Source organism: Enterobacter sp. 22466, assembly GCF_052044775.1.
Lineage (GTDB): Bacteria > Pseudomonadota > Gammaproteobacteria > Enterobacterales > Enterobacteriaceae > Enterobacter > Enterobacter dissolvens.
This window is the reverse complement of sequence record NZ_JBQENX010000006.1, coordinates 108509-129679: the sequence shown is the minus strand read 5'-3', so window position 1 is coordinate 129679 and position 21171 is coordinate 108509. Positions and strand designations below refer to the sequence as shown.

General features: G+C 53.5%; 19 protein-coding genes. 9 read left to right on the top strand and 10 right to left on the bottom strand.

Annotated features, from left to right (window positions below; translation table 11 throughout):
* Window positions 1-116 precede the first annotated feature (116 nt).
* From kbl to ACTJJI_RS16480, 3 genes are all read left to right on the top strand, one after another.
* Window positions 117-1313: a glycine C-acetyltransferase gene (gene kbl, locus ACTJJI_RS16490; protein WP_013094909.1), complete on the top strand. Its 1197-nt coding sequence runs from the start codon at window positions 117-119 to the stop codon at window positions 1311-1313.
* Window positions 1314-1322: 9 nt separating this feature from the next.
* Window positions 1323-2348: an L-threonine 3-dehydrogenase gene (tdh, locus tag ACTJJI_RS16485; protein WP_014830164.1), complete on the top strand. Its 1026-nt coding sequence runs from the start codon at window positions 1323-1325 to the stop codon at window positions 2346-2348.
* A gap of 164 nt (window positions 2349-2512) precedes the next feature.
* Window positions 2513-4093, top strand: a complete 1581-nt coding sequence (locus ACTJJI_RS16480; RefSeq protein ID WP_440654856.1) for a phosphoethanolamine transferase — start codon at window positions 2513-2515, stop codon at window positions 4091-4093.
* Between the two features lie 89 nt (window positions 4094-4182).
* Here the strand turns inward: ACTJJI_RS16480 and ACTJJI_RS16475 are convergent, their stop codons facing one another.
* The gene (locus tag ACTJJI_RS16475; protein ID WP_050859965.1) at window positions 4183-5097 is read right to left on the bottom strand and encodes a hypothetical protein; all 915 of its coding nucleotides are present in this window, start codon (window positions 5095-5097) and stop codon (window positions 4183-4185) included.
* Window positions 5098-5112: 15 nt separating this feature from the next.
* A complete protein-coding gene (locus ACTJJI_RS16470) occupies window positions 5113-6318 on the bottom strand; it encodes a glycosyltransferase (protein ID WP_440654854.1) in 1206 nt (401 codons plus the stop codon).
* 203 nt (window positions 6319-6521) lie between these two features.
* Here ACTJJI_RS16470 and ACTJJI_RS16465 point away from each other — a divergent pair, with 203 nt between their 5' ends.
* Window positions 6522-7322, top strand: a complete 801-nt coding sequence (locus tag ACTJJI_RS16465) for a glycosyltransferase family 2 protein (protein WP_050859963.1) — start codon at window positions 6522-6524, stop codon at window positions 7320-7322.
* An 11-nt stretch (window positions 7323-7333) separates the two neighbouring features.
* On the opposite strand, the gene ACTJJI_RS16460 is transcribed toward ACTJJI_RS16465, so the two are convergent.
* From ACTJJI_RS16460 to gpmM, 3 genes are read right to left on the bottom strand one after another with little or no spacing between them, the layout of a single operon-like run.
* A complete protein-coding gene (locus ACTJJI_RS16460; RefSeq protein WP_050859962.1) occupies window positions 7334-8266 on the bottom strand; it encodes a divergent polysaccharide deacetylase family protein in 933 nt (310 codons plus the stop codon).
* A gap of 3 nt (window positions 8267-8269) precedes the next feature.
* Window positions 8270-9529, bottom strand: coding sequence for a murein hydrolase activator EnvC (gene envC / locus ACTJJI_RS16455; protein WP_028028031.1), 1260 nt, complete (start codon window positions 9527-9529; stop codon window positions 8270-8272).
* Window positions 9530-9562: 33 nt separating this feature from the next.
* Window positions 9563-11107 (bottom strand): 2,3-bisphosphoglycerate-independent phosphoglycerate mutase, encoded by a 1545-nt coding sequence (gene gpmM / locus ACTJJI_RS16450; RefSeq protein WP_203461748.1) that lies wholly within the window; start codon window positions 11105-11107, stop codon window positions 9563-9565.
* 247 nt (window positions 11108-11354) lie between these two features.
* Between gpmM and ACTJJI_RS16445 the strand changes: the two genes are divergently transcribed.
* From ACTJJI_RS16445 to cysE, 5 genes are all read left to right on the top strand, one after another.
* Window positions 11355-11786, top strand: a complete 432-nt coding sequence (locus ACTJJI_RS16445; RefSeq protein ID WP_013094920.1) for a rhodanese-like domain-containing protein — start codon at window positions 11355-11357, stop codon at window positions 11784-11786.
* A gap of 11 nt (window positions 11787-11797) precedes the next feature.
* A complete protein-coding gene (gene grxC / locus ACTJJI_RS16440; protein WP_010426371.1) occupies window positions 11798-12049 on the top strand; it encodes a glutaredoxin 3 in 252 nt (83 codons plus the stop codon).
* Between the two features lie 32 nt (window positions 12050-12081).
* Entirely contained in the window at window positions 12082-12549 is a 468-nt protein-coding gene (gene secB, locus ACTJJI_RS16435; protein ID WP_003860835.1) for a protein-export chaperone SecB, read from the top strand.
* Window positions 12549-13568, top strand: a complete 1020-nt coding sequence (gpsA, locus tag ACTJJI_RS16430) for an NAD(P)H-dependent glycerol-3-phosphate dehydrogenase (protein WP_047360581.1) — start codon at window positions 12549-12551, stop codon at window positions 13566-13568. Before secB ends, gpsA begins: the two co-directional genes overlap by 1 nt.
* 75 nt (window positions 13569-13643) lie before the next feature.
* Window positions 13644-14465 carry a serine O-acetyltransferase gene (gene cysE / locus ACTJJI_RS16425; protein ID WP_013094922.1) on the top strand — a complete coding sequence of 274 codons (822 nt, stop codon included), beginning with the start codon at window positions 13644-13646 and terminating at the stop codon, window positions 14463-14465.
* Here the strand turns inward: cysE and trmL are convergent.
* The 5 genes from trmL to lldP form a co-directional block, all read right to left on the bottom strand.
* The gene (gene trmL, locus ACTJJI_RS16420) at window positions 14462-14935 is read right to left on the bottom strand and encodes a tRNA (uridine(34)/cytosine(34)/5-carboxymethylaminomethyluridine(34)-2'-O)-methyltransferase TrmL (RefSeq protein ID WP_440654848.1); all 474 of its coding nucleotides are present in this window, start codon (window positions 14933-14935) and stop codon (window positions 14462-14464) included. The two genes, cysE and trmL, sit on opposite strands and share 4 nt — an antisense overlap.
* Before the next feature lie 45 nt (window positions 14936-14980).
* On the bottom strand, window positions 14981-16321 hold the full coding sequence (locus ACTJJI_RS16415) for an MFS transporter (RefSeq protein ID WP_440654846.1): 1341 nt from the start codon (window positions 16319-16321) through the stop codon (window positions 14981-14983).
* 181 nt (window positions 16322-16502) lie between these two features.
* A complete protein-coding gene (gene lldD / locus ACTJJI_RS16410; RefSeq protein ID WP_014830174.1) occupies window positions 16503-17690 on the bottom strand; it encodes an FMN-dependent L-lactate dehydrogenase LldD in 1188 nt (395 codons plus the stop codon).
* Window positions 17687-18460 (bottom strand): transcriptional regulator LldR, encoded by a 774-nt coding sequence (gene lldR / locus ACTJJI_RS16405; RefSeq protein WP_440654844.1) that lies wholly within the window; start codon window positions 18458-18460, stop codon window positions 17687-17689. The genes lldD and lldR overlap by 4 nt, the downstream gene beginning before the upstream one ends.
* The gene (gene lldP / locus ACTJJI_RS16400; RefSeq protein WP_440654842.1) at window positions 18457-20112 is read right to left on the bottom strand and encodes an L-lactate permease; all 1656 of its coding nucleotides are present in this window, start codon (window positions 20110-20112) and stop codon (window positions 18457-18459) included. Before lldP ends, lldR begins: the two co-directional genes overlap by 4 nt.
* Between the last annotated feature and the right edge of the window lie 1059 nt (window positions 20113-21171).

Here is a 21171-nt window from a genome sequence, read left to right as displayed (position 1 = left end):
GCGCAAGGGTACACGTGATTTATGCTGCAAAAACGAGAAGAGATAATGTGTCATCTCGTCATGAACTATAGGTTTGGGTAATATGTGCCGAAATTTGCCGAGTCTGGAGAATTGCAATGCGTGGTGATTTTTACAAACAGTTAAACAGCGACCTTGAGACCGCGCGTGCGGAAGGGTTGTTTAAAGAAGAGCGTATTATCACGTCTGCTCAGCAGGCGGACATCACCGTTGCCGATGGCAGCCATGTGATCAACTTTTGCGCGAACAACTACTTAGGTCTTGCGAATCACCCTGAGCTGATTGCTGCGGCGAAAAGCGGTATGGACACCCACGGTTTTGGTATGGCCTCCGTACGTTTTATCTGCGGTACGCAGGACAGCCACAAGCAGCTTGAGAAAAAGCTGGCGAACTTCTTAGGGATGGAAGACGCGATTCTGTACTCCTCCTGCTTCGACGCCAACGGCGGTCTGTTTGAGACGCTGCTGGGCGCAGAAGATGCCATTATCTCCGATGCCCTGAACCACGCTTCCATCATTGATGGTGTGCGCCTGTGTAAAGCGAAGCGCTTCCGCTATGCCAACAATGACATGGTTGAGCTGGAAGCACGCCTGAAAGAGGCGCGTGAAGCGGGGGCTCGCCATGTGCTCATCGCCACCGACGGCGTGTTCTCTATGGACGGCGTGATCGCCAACCTGAAGGGCGTGTGTGACCTGGCAGATAAATACGATGCGCTGGTGATGGTCGATGACTCGCACGCGGTCGGTTTTGTGGGTGAAAACGGTCGTGGCTCACATGAATACTGCGACGTGATGGGCCGCGTGGATATCATCACCGGTACGCTGGGCAAAGCACTGGGCGGTGCGTCCGGTGGCTATACCGCTGCGCGTAAAGAGGTGGTGGAGTGGCTGCGCCAGCGATCCCGCCCGTACCTGTTCTCCAACTCCCTCGCACCGGCGATTGTTGCCGCTTCCATCAAAGTGCTGGAGATGGTGGAGTCCGGCGCTGAGCTGCGCGACCGCCTGTGGTCCAACGCGCGTCTGTTCCGCGAGAAAATGAGCGCGGCAGGGTTTACCCTGGCCGGTGCCGATCACGCGATTATCCCGGTGATGCTGGGTGATGCTGTCGTGGCGCAGAACTTTGCCCGTGAGCTGCAGAAAGAAGGCATTTACGTGACCGGGTTCTTCTTCCCGGTCGTACCAAAAGGCCAGGCGCGTATCCGCACCCAGATGTCTGCGGCGCATTCGCCTGAACAAATTGAACGTGCGGTGGAAGCCTTTACCCGCATCGGCAAACAGCTGGGCGTAATTGCCTGAGGACGTGTGATGAAAGCGTTATCCAAACTGAAAGCGGAAGAAGGGATTTGGATGACCGACGTGCCGGAGCCGGAAGTCGGTCATAACGATCTGCTGATCAAAATTCGTAAAACCGCTATTTGCGGCACTGACGTTCATATCTACAACTGGGACCAGTGGTCGCAAAAAACCATTCCGGTACCCATGGTTGTCGGCCATGAATATGTCGGCGAAGTGGTGGGCATCGGTCAGGAAGTCAAAGGTTTCAAAATTGGCGACCGCGTCTCGGGTGAAGGTCATATTACCTGCGGTCACTGCCGTAACTGCCGCGGTGGGCGTACGCACCTGTGCCGTAATACCATTGGCGTAGGTGTGAATCGTCCGGGCTGCTTCGCGGAATATCTGGTGATCCCGGCTTTCAACGCGTTCAAAATCCCGGACAATATCTCTGACGATCTGGCCTCCATCTTTGATCCATTCGGCAACGCGGTACACACGGCGCTCTCTTTCGACCTGGTTGGCGAAGATGTGCTGGTCTCCGGCGCGGGCCCTATCGGGATTATGGCCGCTGCGGTGGCGAAGCACGTGGGTGCGCGTAACGTCGTGATCACCGACGTGAACGAATACCGTCTGTCGCTGGCACGTAAAATGGGCGTTACCCGCGCGGTGGACGTCTCTAAGGAGAGCCTGACCGACGTGATGGAAGAGCTGGGCATGACTGAAGGCTTCGATGTTGGTCTGGAGATGTCCGGTGCGCCACCGGCGTTCCGCACCATGCTGGATACCATGAACCACGGCGGTCGTATTGCGATGCTGGGTATTCCGCCGTCAGATATGTCTATCGACTGGAATAAAGTGATCTTCAAGGGGCTGTTCATTAAAGGCATCTATGGCCGTGAGATGTTCGAAACCTGGTATAAGATGGCGGCATTAATTCAGTCTGGTCTGGATCTGTCCCCGATTATTACACATCGTTTCTCGATTGATGATTTCCAGAAAGGCTTTGATGCGATGCGTTCAGGTCAATCCGGGAAAGTTATTCTGAGCTGGGATTAAATCCACCAGCTGGCACCCGTATCAACGGGTGCCAGTGCTATTTTTGGTAGTTTGACTTTTCGGATTTTTCTTGTTACTTTTCAATTAATTACCACTCTTTCTTCTCCGCGCTTTTATTAAGAATAATTACGTCAGGAAGACACTGTCAGGCTCGTCAAAATATTATGTCTACACACCTTTCGCTGAAGTTAGTTGATACAACTTCACGGTTTACTTCTTTTTTAAATCTGGTCATTTCTCTTTTAATATTTATTACTATAAATATTTTACACACCCGATATAATTTAGTCATTAACAGAACATTTGTTTTCCTGTTGATGTTGTTGATGCTGAAGTGTATAGACAATAAATTAATTCGCAATGTGCTGGCGATTGTACTTCTCATTCCAGTTGCGGCAGATATTTCTCTCCAGCTATACGCATGGAGAAATTTCGATTCCGCATTCAGTTATGGGTTTGCAATGAGCATAATTCACGCCACACCGGATGAAGCAAGTTCAATGCTCAGCCTGTACTGGCGCGAATGTATTATTTTTATCACACTCTCTGCTTTTTTTATTTACACCGCAAATATGGGCGCATGGCCTGTTGCACCACGTTTTCGTCGCTGGCCTGCCATTGTGCTTGGTATAACGTTGTTGGCTTTCTATGGTCAGGCTTTACAGCATCAGCTACGGAAAAGTAGCGTCGAAAGTCTGGCGCAGCGCGTGGTTCAGGCGACGCCAGTCAGTACGGCAAAAGTATTTATGCAGGCTATGGAAGATAACGCAGTCATTGCCAATATCGGTAACAATATTCCCGATTACAGGCTCACGTTTTCGGATACCGGTATTGAGAACTATGTGCTGGTCATCGGTGAGTCTGAGCGAGCGGCGAATATGGGGATCTATGGTTATCAACGAGATACAACGCCAGAGCTGGAAAAACAGAAATCGCAACTTTTACTGTTCCGTAACGCTGTAGCGCCAGCACCGGTCACGATTATGGCCGTACCGTTGGCCATGACCGCTGATAAAGTGAATATTCGCGATCCGAAAAATTATGGTGATAATGTTATAAATATTGCCAATAAAGCGGGCTATGACACTTATTGGTTTAGTCATCAGGGTAAAGGTGGGGCGCATAACAACGTCATCACCGGAATTGCCATGAATACGAAACAGCATGAATGGCTCGAAGGCGGTTACGATGAAGATCTGCTGCCTTTGCTGCAGAATGCATTAAAAGCCCCAGGCAAAAAAGTGATCGTCTTGCATTTCTATGGCAGTCATGAACCTTCCTGTACGCGCTTTCCGGCAAACCAGGCGGTTTTACAGGGTGATAATGAGGCTGATGACTGTTATGACAACTCTGTGCGGTATACAGACACATTGATGGGCAAGATGTTTAGCATGCTGGAAAATTCGCGTTCTTCGGTCATGTATTTTTCCGATCATGGTTTGATTCGTGATCCGCAGCGCGCTGTCGTTTACTCTCATGGGAATGTGCATCCGCCCCGAGAGGCTCTGCATATCCCTGTGTTTATCTGGTATGGGCAACAGGTTGATCAAGATAAGCAATACACCGGTGACTATAATACTGTCTGGTCTGCTGATGATGTGAACACGCTTGCTGAACTGTGGTTGGGGATCCATCGCCAGGGCCAACCTGTCCAGTCAGTACAATCCTGGCTTGCCGGTTATGATAAGAATGTCTCAGTACTGGATACTACAGGCAAGACCTATTACTGGAGCAAGTTACATTAATCCGGACGCGTTAAATGAATGATATTGGTTGTATCCTCTGTCAATAACCGGAACGCAAAGCAATAAAAAGGGGCCTGTGGCCCCTTTAGTTACTGGTTCTTTTTCTCTTCATCCGTAAGGTACCGCACTTTTCGGGTGTAGTCCTGCCCTTTGAACAGCAGCTTGCTATCTGCTGAAGCAAGATACTTCTGCCATTCGGAAAGAGGGAAACCACCGTGCGCGCCAATCACTTCTTTCGGCACAACGGCTTCCTGTCCGCCGATTTTCTTGGATACCGGCCAGTTCATCCAGTCACCCAGGTTAACGGTTTTTATATCTAACATGTCCAGCAACGCAGCGAGCGGCAGCTGATCGGTAGGCGGCTGCGTGTCATCCATCAGCTCCCAGGTATCCTGGAAGAGCGTCAGCCACAGCGGACAAATTCGTCGCCATGTTTTTTTGGTCGCGGCCAGGAAGGCACCGTTGACGTGGTCAACCAAATAGGGTCGCACCGTCTCTTTATAATATGCGGGGACCTTTTGCACTGGCGCACCGTCCAGTTTGGCAATCATTTTACCCTGACGGAAGCTTGAGTAGATGTGCATATCTTCCATCTTAATCTCAGGCATCTTCAGCAGGTTTAAGTCAGAATCAATCATCAGAATGCCTTCGCCACGCGCCTGTAACGGCGCGTTCAGCTTCACCAGACGGCTGAGATAGATTTGCTTATAGCGATAATCTTCTTCACGAATCGGAAGCGAGAGCGTCACTACGCGGGTTTTTGGCGGGAGCTGACCGAAAGCAGATTCCGGTTGATCGCTGACAATGACGATTTCACTGACATCGGTGGCGTAACGTTCTGCAAAAGTGGCAGAGAGCAAAGCCTCTTCAACAAAATCCGCTCCGGTGCACGGGATCACGATGGAATCTACCGCTATATGCTCTTTCGTGACAGGGAGGGCCTTGTAAGGAATATTGTGCCGCCCGGTGATATGACGATAGCGAGCGTTAAGAAATTTAAACATATTTATCTCGTTTGATTATTGCGCGCCAAGCACGGCTTCGACACCGCTGACATATTTTTCAATGGCATAGGTATGACAGACGTTTTGGTATGCAGCCGCGGCAAGTCGAGCTCGCAGATCTGCATCCGTCCAGATATTGTCCAAATGCTGTGCCAGCTGTGAAACATCACTCCAGGGGAACAGCAACCCGGTCGACTCATGATCAATGAGCTCAGCGGTGCCGGTCACCTGAGATCCAATAACGGGAATAGTAAGCAGCATCGCTTCCAGCATTACGCGAGGAAGTCCTTCACTTTTTGAGGCGAGAATAAACGCGTCAAACGTGGCGAGGTAATCGAAAGGGGTATTCTGAAAACCAGTGAAGATCACATTGTCTGCAATACCCAGCTTATTGGCCTGTACGGATAATGCATTGCGCTCGGCACCTTCACCAACCAGCACCATTTTCCACTTAGCTTCAGGGTGCTTCTGACTGAACTTCGCCAGCGCTTCAAGCGTATGGTGGTTAGCTTTACGTGGGATCAATGAGCCAATACTGCCAAACACAAAGGTATCGTTATCGATACCCAGGCGGTGTCGCATCGCGACGCGATCCGGTAAAGGCTGGTGGATGTCGATGGCATTGTTAACGGTCGTACAAAGTTCGGGCCGGATACCATGCTGCAGCAATACCTGCTCAACACCCTGCGAGACCGCGATGATTTTTGTGGCATGGGCGTTGACCAGTTTCACCAGCGGTGGGGTCAGAACGGGTTCAATACGGCAGTGCTGAATTAACCGCACCTGCAGTTTTGCCGCCACGAGATAACCTTCCTCGTTCGAGCCAGGTTGGTTATTCATATAGAGCGTATCGAAACCACCTTGCTTAAAAAGGGTTTCGATTTTGCTGACATTAGGTCTGATACGCCACAGGGTATCGACATGTCGCGTAAACGCTTTACGTGCATTGCGCGAGAAAAACAGCACACCACGTCCTGCTTCTTTCAGCAATTTTGCCCATGCCGGTTGCTTACGTTGAGGGATGACGATCAGCGGGATCCCAATACTGTTCAGCACCTGGCCTATTGTTTGACCTTCAGCTCGAGAGTAATCGCTGTAAAAACAACAGGTAATGTCGAATTTGTCGCGATTAATTCGCTTCAGGAGCTCAAGCATACTGTTGGTACCTCCACCCCACTCTTTACCCGTGTCCAGGAGGAGAATTTTACGTTTTTGCGGCATGACTGCATCCGTGTGCTACTCTTCATCTAACCGTATTATAAAGAATCTGTTGAAATAAAATAGATTTTTCTATTTTAGAATTTTTTCTATAAGATAAATTATCAAACATATTATTTTAAAAGTGTGATTTAAGACTTTAATCGCCTCTTCTCATTTAGATAGTATTAACGAAACAACGTATGCTGTTATTGAGAGAGTGAGAAATGTTTAAAATAACGGTCTGCTTATTAACATTTAACTCCGAGAGATTGTTGCACGACGTTATACCGCCTCTTTTAATAATAGCGGATGAAGTCATCATTGTGGATTCCGGAAGTACGGATAATACAGTATATATTTGTCAGAGTTATGGGTTGTCGCCCGTATTCAAAAAATATGGCTGGCATGGTGAGCAGATGAACTACGCCGTGTCATTAGCGAGCAACGACTGGGTCCTGTGCATCGATAGTGATGAAATTCTCGATCCAGACACGGTGAATACTATTTTAAAATTAAAAACGGATGGCGAACCCGAACCGGGGATGGCGTGGAGAATATGCCGTCACTGGTTTGTTTTGGGCGAAAAAGTCCGAACGATATATCCGGTCTCTTCTCCTGATTACCCGGTACGGCTTTTTAACCGGAAGCAGGCACGTTTTAATAACAGACCCGTAGACGATCAGGTCGAAGGTTTTCTCCATTCTGAACGTATTCCCGGTTACGTCAGACATGATACGTTTCATACACTGCATGAACTTTTTAACAAATTAAATGGTTATACAACCCGACTGGTGCAATACCAGACGATACGCCCCTCTATTGGCCGAGGTGTTATCAGTGCCATCGGCGCCTTTTTCAAATGGTATCTGTTTAGTGGTGCCTGGCGTCAGGGCAGAGTGGGTGTAGCAACAGGGTTGTATGCCACTGCGTACAGTTTTTTGAAGTATTTCAAAGCCTGGTATCAATATCAGGAAAGAAAAGAGCCCGTTACAAAAGAGCAAACGGACTCTCATATTACAGAATAAGCGTTAGCCGATCAGGCTTTTTTACCCCAGCCCTGCCACTGATGTTGAAAATATTGCACCAGCGTACTCTGGCTCACGCTTTCACCAATCACAGAGAAGAACCGGGTCGCATAAACCGGTTCAGGGGGATGTTTCGGTACACATCGTTTCACACCGCGGAACGGACTTCGCGGTTCAGACGACGCGGGTTTCCCCTGATTTGGCGTCGACGTATCAACCTGTGGTTCGTTCAGAAGATCGCTCGGACGCACCAGCGTGATATCCGAAGGCAAGGTTGGCAGCATTTGCTGCAGGACGCGAACGGTAGACGGGTGAGGGTGGCCAATGGCAATCGCCGAGCCATTGCGGCGGGCCAGCTGTACGGCGCGATTAAACTGCATGCGAATGTCTGCTTCGTTCTGCGTATCGTCAAGGAACACCTTGCGCTTGATCACCTTCACACCTGTTCCCTGCGCGGCACGCATCGCCTGACTGTTGCCGATGGTCATGCTGTCGAGGAAATAGAGGTTGTAACGCTCCAGCGCCTGCATCACTTTGAGCATCCCGTACAGGCTGGATGTCATCGCGCTACCCATATGGTTGTTTAACCCCACGGCATACGGCACTTTATTGTATGCGTCGCGGATGATGCGATCGATCTCATCGCTGCTCATCTCCGGGCGCAGGGTATCTTTTTCCAGCGGTTGTTTGCTGATGGGGGCCATCGGCAGATGGATCAAAACCTGATGGCCGCTGTTATGGGCCTTGGTCGCCATCTCACGTGCGTGTGGCGCATTGGGGAGGACGGCGACAGAAATGGCCGCCGGCATCGCCAGCACCTGATTTTCGTAGTGAGGACGATAACCGAAGTCATCAATCACAATGGCGAGTTTACCGGCGTATACCGGTGCAGCCAGCGCCAGTGCGCTGGCGACGGAGAGAACAATTCGACGAAATTGAAGCAAAACTTATCTTCCCAACCACGGCTGTGGATTGACCGCCTGACCCTGGCGACGAATTTCGAAATAGAGTGACGGGCGGCCCTGACCGCCACTACTGCCCACAAGGGCGATGGGTTGACCCGCGCGCACCTGAGTGCCAACGCTGACCAGTGCGCTCTGGTTGTAGCCGTAGAGGCTCATGTCGCCTTTACCGTGCTCAACCACCACCACAAGCCCGTAACCCTGCAGCCAGTCGGCCAGGATCACGCGGCCATCGGCGATGGCTTTCACTTCGCTACCTTCAGACGCACCGATAACTATCCCTTTCCAACGTAGTTCACCCTGCAGCTGTTCGCCATAACGATGCAGAATTGAACCGCGAACGGGCCAGTAAGCCTGACCACGAGGGGAGCCCAGGCCACCGGTTCGTGACATCAGCGAGCGTTCGCTTTCGCTTGGTTTATAGGTCGTGCCTTTACGGGAGGCTTCCTGCTGCTTATCGCGCACGGCCTGCGCCTCGCGCGCCTCTTTTTCGGCGCGCGCTTTTGCTGCCGCTTCCGCACGGGCGATGCTGTTACGCAGCTTCGATTCGTTGGCGCGCATTTCGCTCAGCTGGCTCTGACCCGCCTGAATGGAGGACTCGAGGCCGGAAAGGGTTTTCTTACGCTCGTTGCGGGCCTGTTCGAGCTTCGCCTGCTGGGCCTGCTGTTCGTAGAGCAGCGTCTGCTGCTGGCTCTGCTTCTCTTCCAGTTCGGCTTTTTGCGTGGTGACCTCTTCGCGCGTCTGTTTCAGCTGCGCGATAGTCTCCTGGCGCGCCTGGTTCAGATAGCCAAAGTAAGCCTGCAGGCGCTGCCCGCGCTGGCTCTCTTCGCCGCTGAGGATCAACTGAAGGCCGGTGTGTTCACCCTGGCGGAATGCGGCATCAAGTTGCGCCGCAAGGTTACGTTCCTGCGCATCGCGCTGACGTTCCAGTTTGGCAATCGACGCGTTCATTTCGTCGATCTGTTTATTCAACTGGGAAAGGGTGTTTTGTGTTTCGCGGAGCTTGCGTGCGGCGGCGGAGATCGCCTCTTCCTGCTGCTTAAGCTGAGCAAGCAGCGACGCGCGTTGCTGTTGTTGCTGACGTACCGCACGCTCTTTGGCGGCGATATCAGCCTGAATGGATTTCAGCTGGTCGCGATCATCCGCGTGGGCGGATGCGGCGCACAGCAATACGCCAGCGCTGAGTGCGCTGGCGTAAAACAGAGGTCTGACTGATAACCTAAGCGGCTTCACGACCCATGTGATTGAAAAAATCGCCTTTCCCCTCATGGGGAGCGATTATTCCACGATGAACAGCGGCTTACCAGTCATCTCTTCAGGGATCGGCATACCCATCAGCGACAACATGGTTGGCGCGATGTCAGAAAGCTTGCCGCCTTCTACTGCTTTCAGGGCTTTATCACCTACATAAATCAGCGGAACCGGCAGGTTGGTGTGGGCCGTATGCGCCTGGCCTGTTGCCGGGTCGCGCATCTGTTCTGCGTTACCGTGGTCAGCGGTAATCAACAGTTGGCCGCCAACGGATTCAACGGCTTTGGCAACCTGCTCAACGCAGTGGTCCAGCGCTTCAACCGCTTTAATCGCCGCTTCCATCACCCCGGTATGACCCACCATGTCACCGTTCGGGTAGTTACAGATGATGGTGTCGTATTTGCCGCTAACGATTGCCGCAACCAGTTTTTCGGTCAGTTCCGCAGAGCTCATCTCTGGCTGCAGGTCATAGGTAGCGACTTTTGGTGAATTAATCAGAATGCGATCTTCGCCTTTGAACGGCTCTTCAACACCGCCGTTGAAGAAGAAGGTGACGTGGGCATATTTCTCGGTTTCGGAGATACGCAACTGCGTCTTATCGTTTTTCGCCATCCACTCACCGAAGGTATTGGCCAGTGAAGCCGGTGGGTAAGCGCATGGGGCGTTGATGTCAGCGGCGTACTCGGTCAGCTGGATGAAGTTGATATTCACCGCTTTCTTACGGGTAAAACCGTCGAAATCGCTGTTGACGAATGCACGGGTGATTTCACGCGCACGGTCAGCACGGAAGTTCATGAAGATCAGCGCGTCGCCATCTTCCATGGCGGCATCAGCCTGGCCTTCTGCGCGAATAACGGTCGCTTTCACGAATTCGTCGTTTTCATCGCGTGCATACGCGGCTTCAAGGCCTTCAACGGCAGTCGCGAACTGGAACTCACCTTTAGCCAGCGTCATCAGATCATAGGCCTGTTCCACACGATCCCAGCGATTATCACGATCCATGGCGTAGTAGCGGCCAATGATAGATGCCACGCGGCCTTTGCCCAGGGCGGCAAATTTCTCTTCGAAGGCTTTGAGCGAACCTTTAGCGCTGCGCGGTGGCGTATCGCGGCCATCCAGGAACGCGTGCAGGTAGATTTTTTCCGCACCGCGCTCAGCGGCCAGTTCAACCATCGCCATAATGTGATCTTCATGGCTATGAACGCCGCCGGCAGAGAGCAGACCCATGATATGAACGGCTTTGCCTGCGGCAACGGCTTTATCCACCGCATCACACAGCACAGGGTTGGCGAAGAAGGTACGTTCTTTGATTTCAACATCCAGACGCGTCAGATCCTGATAGACGATACGCCCGGCGCCCAGGTTGACGTGACCCACTTCAGAGTTACCCATCTGACGGTCCGGCAGACCCACTTCCAGGCCGGATGCATCAATCAGGGTGTGGGGACGTTTCGCCCACAGCGCATCCATAACCGGGGTTTTAGCGTTGAAAATGGCGTTATCCTGTTGGTCTTCACGGTAGCCATAGCCATCCAGAATCACCAGTACCATAGGTTTTTTAGAAACCGACATTGCGACAACCTCATGCTCAAGAGTCAAAATTTGCGTAATTTTACTACAGCTGAATCGATCAAATAGCCGCAGAAGATCAAAGAAAGGGCAGGGGCAAGATGCTTCTCCGACCATTTTGAGGCATTTTTTTAGGTGGCATGCCGCAGAAAATGGATTAGCTTAGGGTCGCTGGCTGTATTTGCCACAACGCACAGGTATACTCCTGTCCTGGTTTTTTTTATCACTAAGTCGGGAGTAGTTACCCTCCATGCAAGAAATTATGCAATTCGTTAGCCGCCATCCGGTTCTGAGCATCGCGTGGATTGGCCTGCTGGCCGCTGTGCTGTTCACCACATTTAAGGGCCTGACGTCTAAGATTAAGGTTATCACCCGTGGTGAAGCGACGCGTCTGATTAACAAAGAAGATGCCGTCGTGGTCGATCTGCGTCAGCGTGACGATTTCCGCAAAGGGCACATTGCAGGCGCTATTAACCTGCTGCCAGCTGAAATCAAAGCGAACAACGTGGGCGAGCTTGAGAAGCATAAAGCCCAGCCGATTATCGTTGTTGACGGTACCGGCATGCAGGCGCAGGAATCTGCCAGCCTGCTGCATAAAGCAGGCTTCGAAAACGTATCTGTGCTGAAAGAAGGCATTTCCGGCTGGAGCGGAGAAAACCTTCCTTTGGTGCGCGGTAAATAAGGAGTTCAGTGATGGCCAATATCGAGATCTACACCAAAGCGACCTGCCCGTTCTGTCACCGTGCGAAAGCGCTGCTGAACAGCAAAGGCGTAACGTTCCAGGAACTGCCGATCGATGGTGACGCGATTAAACGCGAAGAGATGATTCAACGTAGTGGTCGCACGACGGTTCCGCAGATTTTTATTGATGCGCAGCACATTGGCGGCTGTGATGACTTGTATGCGCTCGACGCCCGTGGTGGACTCGATCCCCTGCTGAGCTAAGAGACTTTAGGACAATTAAAAAGGGTTTTTCCATGTCAGAACAAAACAACACCGAAATGACTTTCCAGATCCAGCGTATCTACACCAAGGATGTCTCTTTCGAAGCGCCAAATGCGCCACACGTTTTCCAGAAAGATTGGCAGCCAGAGGTTAAACTTGATCTGGATACCGCATCAACCCAGCTGGCTGATGACGTGTATGAAGTCGTACTGCGTGTGACCGTAACCGCCTCTCTGGGCGAAGAAACTGCATTCCTGTGTGAAGTACAGCAGGGCGGTATCTTTTCCATCGGCGGTATTGAAGGCAACCAGATGGCGCATTGCCTGGGTGCATACTGCCCGAACATCCTGTTCCCGTATGCGCGTGAATGCATCACCAGCCTGGTTTCTCGCGGTACATTCCCGCAACTGAACCTTGCGCCAGTTAACTTTGATGCGCTGTTCATGAACTATCTGCAGCAGCAGGCTGGCGAAGGTGCTGAACAACATCAGGATGCCTGATGAGCACTGTTAATGCGTCAATGACTGTGATCGGTGCCGGCTCTTACGGCACCGCTCTTGCCATCACGCTGGCAAGAAATGGTCACGAGGTGGTCCTGTGGGGCCACGACCCAAAACACATCGCAACGCTGCAGCACGACCGCTGCAACGTGGCGTTCCTTCCTGACGTTCCGTTCCCTGACTCCCTGCACCTGGAAAGCGACCTTGCGACCGCGCTGGCGGCCAGCCGCAATATTCTGATTGTGGTGCCGAGCCATGTGTTTGGCGACGTGCTACAACAGATCAAGCCGCTGATGCGCCCGGATGCACGCATTGTGTGGGCGACGAAAGGGCTGGAAGCCGAAACCGGTCGTCTTCTGCAGGACGTTGCCCGCGAAGTGCTGGGCGAGGAGATCCCGCTGGCGGTTATCTCCGGTCCAACCTTTGCCAAAGAGCTGGCCGCAGGCCTGCCGACGGCGATCTCGCTGGCCTCCACGGATCCTGTCTTTGCGGACGATCTTCAGCACCTGCTGCACTGCGGCAAGAGTTTCCGCGTCTACAGCAACCCCGATTTTATCGGCGTGCAACTGGGCGGCGCGGTGAAGAACGTGATCGCAATAGGCGCAGGGATGTCCGATGGCATCGGCTTTGGCGCCAATGCACGTACTGCGCTGATCACCCGTGGGTTAACCGAGATGTCCCGTCTCGGGGCGGCACTGGGTGCCGATCCGGCCACCTTTATGGGGATGGCGGGTTTAGGCGATCTGGTGCTGACCTGTACCGACAATCAGTCCCGTAACCGCCGCTTTGGCATGATGCTCGGTCAGGGCATGGATGTAAAAGGCGCGCAGGAGAAGATTGGTCAGGTGGTTGAAGGCTACCGCAATACCAAAGAAGTCCGCGAATTGGCGCACCGTTTTGGTGTCGAAATGCCAATAACCGAGGAAATTTATCAGGTATTGTATTGCGGAAAAAATGCGCGCGAGGCAGCATTGACCTTATTAGGTCGTGCGCGCAAGGACGAGCGCAGCAGTAACTAGTCGGAACCATTGTCACCTGAATGACCCAGCCAGCGCAGAACTGGCTGGTCATTATACTATCGTCTGGAGTAAGCAATGCCGTGTGAAGAACTGGATATCGTCTGGAATAATATTAAAGCCGAAGCCCGGGCGTTGGCCGACTGTGAGCCGATGCTGGCCAGTTTCTACCATGCAACGTTACTCAAGCACGAAAATCTCGGTAGTGCCCTGAGCTATATGCTCGCCAACAAGCTGGCGTCTTCAATCATGCCCGCCATCGCCATTCGTGAAGTGGTGGAAGAGGCTTACGCCGCAGACCCGGAAATGATTGCCTCTGCCGCCTGTGATATTCAGGCCGTGCGCACGCGTGACCCGGCGGTTGACAAATATTCTACGCCGCTGCTGTACCTGAAGGGTTTCCATGCCTTACAGGCGTACCGCATCGGTCACTGGTTATGGAAGGAAGGCCGCCGCGCGCTGGCTATTTTCCTGCAAAACCAGGTTTCTGTGACCTTCCAGGTTGATATTCACCCGGCGGCCAAAATTGGCCGGGGGATCATGCTCGACCATGCCACCGGGATTGTTGTCGGTGAGACGGCGGTCATTGAAGATGACGTGTCGATCCTGCAGTCGGTTACCCTGGGCGGTACCGGCAAAACCAGCGGCGATCGCCATCCGAAAATTCGTGAAGGGGTAATGATTGGCGCGGGTGCCAAAATCCTCGGCAATATCGAAGTGGGCCGCGGCGCGAAAATCGGCGCGGGCTCTGTGGTGCTGCAGCCCGTGCCGCCGCACACCACCGCCGCTGGCGTACCGGCGCGCATCGTCGGTAAGCCAGACAGTGATAAACCGTCCATGGATATGGATCAGCACTTCAACGGCATTCACCATACGTTTGAGTATGGTGACGGCATTTAACTTCTGAGAATGGCGCCCGGATACCCCAGCTGGCGCCAGGCTTCATACACCACCACGGACACCGCGTTCGACAGGTTCATGCTGCGGCTGTCCGGCATCATCGGAATACGGATTTTCTGCTCAGCGGGCAGGGCGTCCAGAATCGTGGCCGGCAGGCCGCGGGTTTCCGGGCCAAACATCAGATAGTCACCGGCCTGATAGCTCGCGGCGCTATGCGCGGGCGTGCCTTTGGTCGTCAGGGCAAACATGCGCTCTGGCTTTTCGCTTTCCAGAAACGCGGCGTAATCATGATGGCGAACCACGGCGGTAAATTCGTGATAATCCAGCCCCGCGCGGCGCAGGCGTTTGTCATCCCACGTAAAGCCCATCGGCTCGATAATATGCAGGCGAAACCCGGTGTTGGCGCACAGGCGGATAATGTTGCCGGTATTAGGCGGAATTTCTGGTTCGAATAAAACGATGTTAAGCATGCTGCCCCCTTAATTGCGGGGGCAGCATAGCAGAAATGACGGGCACTACGCGACGCCGGGTTCCTGTGGGCGGCAGCGCAGCATTTTATAGACGGTGGCTCCCGCAGCCACCAGCGCGGGCAGGCTGAGGATCATCAATATACTGTCTGCTTGCCACTGCATGGAGAGAAGCTGCGCGCTGGTCATGGTACCCGCCACGCCACCAAAACGGCCAATTCCCTGCATCCATGCGATACCCGTCGCACGGCACTCGGTAGGGTAAAAGGTGGCGGCCAGGGTTTGCATTCCTGATTGCGCGCCGTTCATGGCGATCCCCATCAGGAAGATCAGCCCGCCAAACAGGGCGATGTGATTATGCTCCATGCCGAGCAACAGGATGAGCGCCATGGTCAGAATAAACCCGCCTGCCACCACCTTGTGCGCCTCCCAGCGGTCCATCATCCACCCGGCGAGAAGAATGCCTGCGGTACCGCCGAAGGTGAACAGCGAGGTGAGCCAGGCAGATTCCGCCAGCGGATAACCCATCCCCTGCATCAGCGTCGGCATCCAGCTCAGCAGAACGTAATAAATCACCAGCCCCATAAAATAAGTCACCCACAGCATCAGGGTGCCGGGCAGCCAGGGCATAGAAAACAGCTGTGCCACGCTCCCTTTCTTAGACGCGACCCGCTCCTCCGCCAGGAAAAAGCCGGTCACGCCATCCAGCGTGCCGCGGGCGAAGCGGCTGGCGATACGGCGGATCTCCATCACGTCTCTTCCACGCTGTACCAGAAACTTCACCGACTCCGGCAAAAGCAGCGCCAGCAGCAGCGTCAGGAGCAGCGGGGCAATTGCGCCGGTCAGCAGTACGCTTCGCCAGCCGTGATGAGGAATCAGCCAGGAGGATATTGCCCCGCCGCCCGCCGCGCCCAGAGGAAAACCGCAGTACATGGTATTGATCGCCATGGCGCGACAGCGCTTAGGGGCAAACTCCGAGATCAGCGTGATGGCGTTAGGCATTGCTGCACCCAGTCCCAGGCCCGTGAGAAATCGCCACAGCGTCAGGGTGTTCAGGGTTTGTGCCCAGGCGGCGCCCAGGCTTGCAACACCAAAGAATAAACACGAAAAGACCAGCACGCGCTTGCGGCCCATCCGGTCCGATACCGGGCCTGCGATCAGCGCACCCAGCGACAGTCCCAGCAGCGCGGCACTCAGTACCGGCCCCAGATCCTGTTTGTGGATCCCCCATTCTGCCGACAGCGTCGGGGCGATGTAGCCCATTGCCGCCGTATCGAACCCATCGACCGCCAGCACCAGAAAGCCCAGCACAATGAGTAGCCAGTGAAACCATGAAAAGGAACTGTCGTCGATCACCTGCTGAATATCCACCTTACCTGAATAGGCCATACGCTCCTCTCTGATGTGATGTTGTTTTTGTGTTCTTGTCTTTGCTTGTCTATACAATTGCGTGTGGCAGGGGATGTCAAATATTCTTATCTAATATGTTATCTGGATGTTATTTGCGACACAAAAACGCGCCCGATGGAGGAGATCGGGCGCGTGAGTAAGGTAGGTTAAGCGGAGGGGATCAGGCCGCGTCTCCGTGGGTAAGCGGTGCCAGTGCCGCAGGGATCTTGCTCAGCTCCTGCACCAGAGAATCCTTGCTGATCTCGCCGATTGTTTTCGCCCCGGTGAGAGTCATAGCAACCTTCATCTCTTTCTCAATCAGGTTGAGCAGGTTTGCTACCCCTGCCTGGCCGCTGGTGGCCAGCGCGTAAAGATAAGCGCGTCCCAGCAGTACGCTGTCGGCGCCGAGCGCAATCATACGTACCACATCCAGCCCGTTACGAATACCGCTGTCGGCGAGGATAGCGATGTCGCCTTTAACCGCATCGGCAATCGCCGGAAGGGCGCGTGCGGATGAAAGGACGCCATCGAGCTGACGTCCGCCGTGGTTCGAGACCACTATCCCGTCTGCGCCAAAACGCACCGCGTCGCGGGCGTCGTCCGGGTCGAGGATCCCTTTGATCACCATTGGACCGTCCCAGAATTCGCGGATCCACTCCAGGTCTTTCCAGGAAATGGACGGATCGAAATTGTTCGCCAGCCAGCCGATATAATCTTCCAGCCCGGTAGGTTTACCGAGATAAGCCGAGATGTTACCCAGATCGTGTGGACGGCCATTCAGGCCCACATCCCACGCCCACTGCGGATGTGTTACCGCCTGCCAGTAACGACGCAGGGCAGCGTTCGGGCCGCTCATGCCGGAGTGGGCATCACGGTAGCGCGCGCCGGGGGTGGGCATATCAACGGTAAAGACCAGTGTGGAACAGCCCGCCGCTTTGGCGCGCTCCAGCGCGTTACGCATAAAGCCGCGATCGCGCAGGACGTACAGCTGGAACCACATCGGGCGCTTGAGGGTCGGGGCGACCTCTTCAATCGGGCAGACCGAGACGGTGGAAAGGGTAAACGGAATGCCTTTGGCATCCGCCGCGGCAGCGGCCTGCACTTCACCGCGACGGGCGTACATACCACACAGCCCGACCGGGGCGAGCGCTACCGGCATGGCGAGCGTTTCGTTAAACAGTTTCGTCTCAAGGCTCAGATCCGACATATTCTTCAGCACGCGCTGACGCAGAGCCACCTCCGACAGATCTTCCACGTTACGGCGCAGGGTATATTCGGCATAGGCCCCGCCGTCGATATAGTGGAACAGGAACGGCGGCAAAATACGCTGCGCCGCGGCGCGGTAGTCACTGGCTGCTGAAATAATCATGCTTTGTTCTCCCTGGATATATCACTGTCGCCAGGCAGACGGGTAATACGCGCCTGTCGGGCCTGATCTTCATCAAATCGTTTAATGGTGGTGTGGACGAAGCCCAGATGCGCCATCATCGCCTTGCGTGCGGCCTCGGCATCACCTGTCAGAATGGCGTTCAGCACCGCCTCGTGCTGTTCGGTCAGTTGGGCAAAGATCGGTGGGACCAGATACATGCGCTGGCGGCTCTGCTTCACGGAGGATTGCAGCAGGTCGAAAAAACCACGCATAGTCTGAAGCAGCACCACGTTGTGCGACGCCTCGGCAATCGCCAGGTGAAAGCGCACGTCCGCCTGCGAAGCGATATCCGGGTCGCTGCTTTGCGTGGCCTCAAAGCAGGCTTTGAGCTTCTCTTTATCGGCATCGGTTGCCCGCATGGCCGCATGCCAGGCGGTACTGGTTTCGATGGCGTGACGGGCTTCGAGGATGTCGAAGCTGTAGTCCGGGTCGTTCTCCATCAGGGTTTTGAGCGGCTGGACGATGTTTTGCTCGGACCAGTCGTCATGTTGCCAGCGCACAAAGGTGCCGCCGCCGCGACGGCTTACCAGTACCCCTTCGCTGACCAGCGTCGCCAGCGCTTCACGCAGGGAATTGCGCGACACGCCAAGCTGGGCGGCGAGTTGACGTTCGGCGGGCAATTTCATACCAGCTTCAAGCTGTTGTTCTTCAATCAGCGCCCGCACGCGAGAGGCAATCTCGTCGGACAGGCGTCTGGGCATAACTATCATGGGATCATCCAGGTTAAGACATAGGCCTGCAGGGTGGTGATCACCCCGACCATGCAGGTGAATATCAGGCTGTGTTTCACGGTAAAACGGAACAGGTCGGACTCTTTACCCACCAGCCCTACTGCCGCACAGGCAATGGCGATGGACTGGGGAGAGATCATCTTCCCGGTCACGCCGCCGGTAGTATTCGCGGCCACCAGCAGCACGTCAGAGACGCCAATCTGCTGAGCCGCCGTCGCCTGCAGGGCGGCGAACAGGGCGTTAGACGAGGTATCTGAACCGGTCAGGAACACCCCCAGCCAGCCGAGGAACGGCGAGAAGAAGGTGAAGGCGTGGCCGGTATGGGCCAGCGCGAGTGCCAGCGTTGATGACAGGCCGGAGTAGTTCGAGATAAACGCGAACGCCAGCACCATGCCGATGGAGTAGATCGGCAGCATCAATTCTTTAATGGTCGCCGCAAAGGTCTGTACCGCGGCGGCCGGCTTCATGCGCAACCACACCACAGAAAGGAGTGCGGCAAACAGGATGGCCGTGCCGGTGGCGGAGAACCAGTCGAATTTATACACCGCGGCGTACGGCGTGGCAGCGTGCACCACCGGCGGCATACGGGCGACCATCTTGTCGAGGAACGGCACGGAGATGTTAATCACCATGTCATACAGCGCACCGCCCGGGGCAAACAGGGCCTTAAACGGCGGGATGCTCCAGAGCGTTACGGTGGCGGTCAGGAACAGGAACGGTGACCAGGCGCGGACGATCTGCCCGGCGGTGTAGCCGGTGCGGGCGATCGTCTGATCCACATGCGATGCACCCATATCGGCGAAGCGGAAAATACGTACCGGCTGCCAGCGTTTCAGGAACAGCGTCAGACAGACCAGCGACACCAGGGAAGAGATAATGTCCGGCAGTTCCGGACCAAGGAAGTTGGAGCTGAGATACTGGGCGATAGCGAACGAACCACCCGCCACCATCACCGCGGGCCAGGTCTCCTTCACGCCGCGCCAGCCGTCCATAATCGCCATGATCCAGAACAGCACGATAATGGTCAGGAACGGCAGCTGGCGGCCAACAATCTGACCAATTTCGAAGCTGTCCAGACCGGTCACCTGGCCTGCGACCAGAATCGGAATACCCATCGCGCCAAACGCCACCGGCGCGGTGTTGACGATCAGGCAAAGACCGGCGGCATAGAGCGGGTTAAAGCCCAGCCCCACCAGCAGCGCGGCGGTGATTGCCACCGGTGCGCCAAACCCTGCCGCTCCTTCCAGAAACGCCCCGAAGGAGAAGCCAACAATCAGCATCTGCAGGCGCTGGTCCGGCGTGATGGAGAGAATCGACGAGCGAATGATGTCGAACTGCCCGGTTTTGACTGAGATTTTATAGACAAACACTGCGGCGATGATGATCCACGCAATCGGCCACAGGCCATAGAAGAAACCGTAGACAACGGAGGCCAGCGCGCGATCGATCGGCATTTTGTAGAAGAACAGCGCCACCAGCAGCGCGATGGCGACGGTGTACGTCGCGGCGAGGTAGCCCTTCAGCTTGAGCTTAATCAGCGCAAAGAAGAAGAACAGGATCGGCAGCGATGCGATCAGGCTAGACAGCCAGATATTCCCGGCCGGGTCGTAGTTTTGTTGCCAGAGGCTCATGCAGGTCTCCTGGGGACCAGACAGCCTATGCTGCGGGTGAGTCTCCGCTCATCTCTGCGTCACAGTCTGTGTAAAAGTGGTCCTGCCAATATTGTGTTGTAGGGGTAATGACAATGAATGGTTAATCAATTGTTGCTATTCGGCAATTCATTTGTGACATGAATCATTAAAAATGTGAACGGAGGATAGCTTTAAAACCTATTGGTAGGACCAAATCCATGATGTTCAGGGTTGAGCTGGAACCGGAGCAAAATCGTCTCATTCAGGCAGGCGCGGCGCGTAGCGAAGGGGGTAAATAAAACAAAACACCACGATTACGTTAACTTAAAGAGGGGGTTATGTTTTATTCTGGTTTGCGGTTGGTGTCTTGCGTGTTAAAGAAGTGATTTTTTTACCTAAAAATAAAAATTTTTTTTAGGTAAAAATGCGGAATATCATGTTTAGCAAAAAATTACATTTAAGATAAATTTCACATATAGGATTTAACAGCTTATTACAAACGATCATTTGCTGATCAATGATAAAATATCCTTTATAAGCGCCCCTAATCAGTATAAAAACGAGGTTTTTCGCACAATGCTAATAATTTCCTCTAATAATATTCTTAAAAAAATTGATCAAACAATGATCAGTTGAGAAAGTAAATTAATTTAGCTTAGGTATTAGGAGGTGGTTAATAATTATCAGGGCTATGGAAATGCGTTAAATATGTTATCTGGTTGTTAAATATGAAATGTGAAACAGGCCTGCTGAGCGCTTTTAAGTGCGTAGACGTTAAAAGACATTTGATTTACTATTTATTCAGATACAACGTTACAGAAGATGCTGAATTAAATTTTAACCACAAACTAATCATTTTTATTTGCGGCCTGACGGTTTTTCCTCAACTGTAGGATATAGCGAAAGGGTTTGCAGAAAATAAACGGATTGTCACGCTGGGATGGACCCTGATTTATTCTGTGAGGTCGTGTCACCAATTCTATTAGAACCCTTTGGGTGACGGTTTTAAAATCCTTATAGCAATTATTGTACCTGGTACAACAAATCTATATCTGTTTA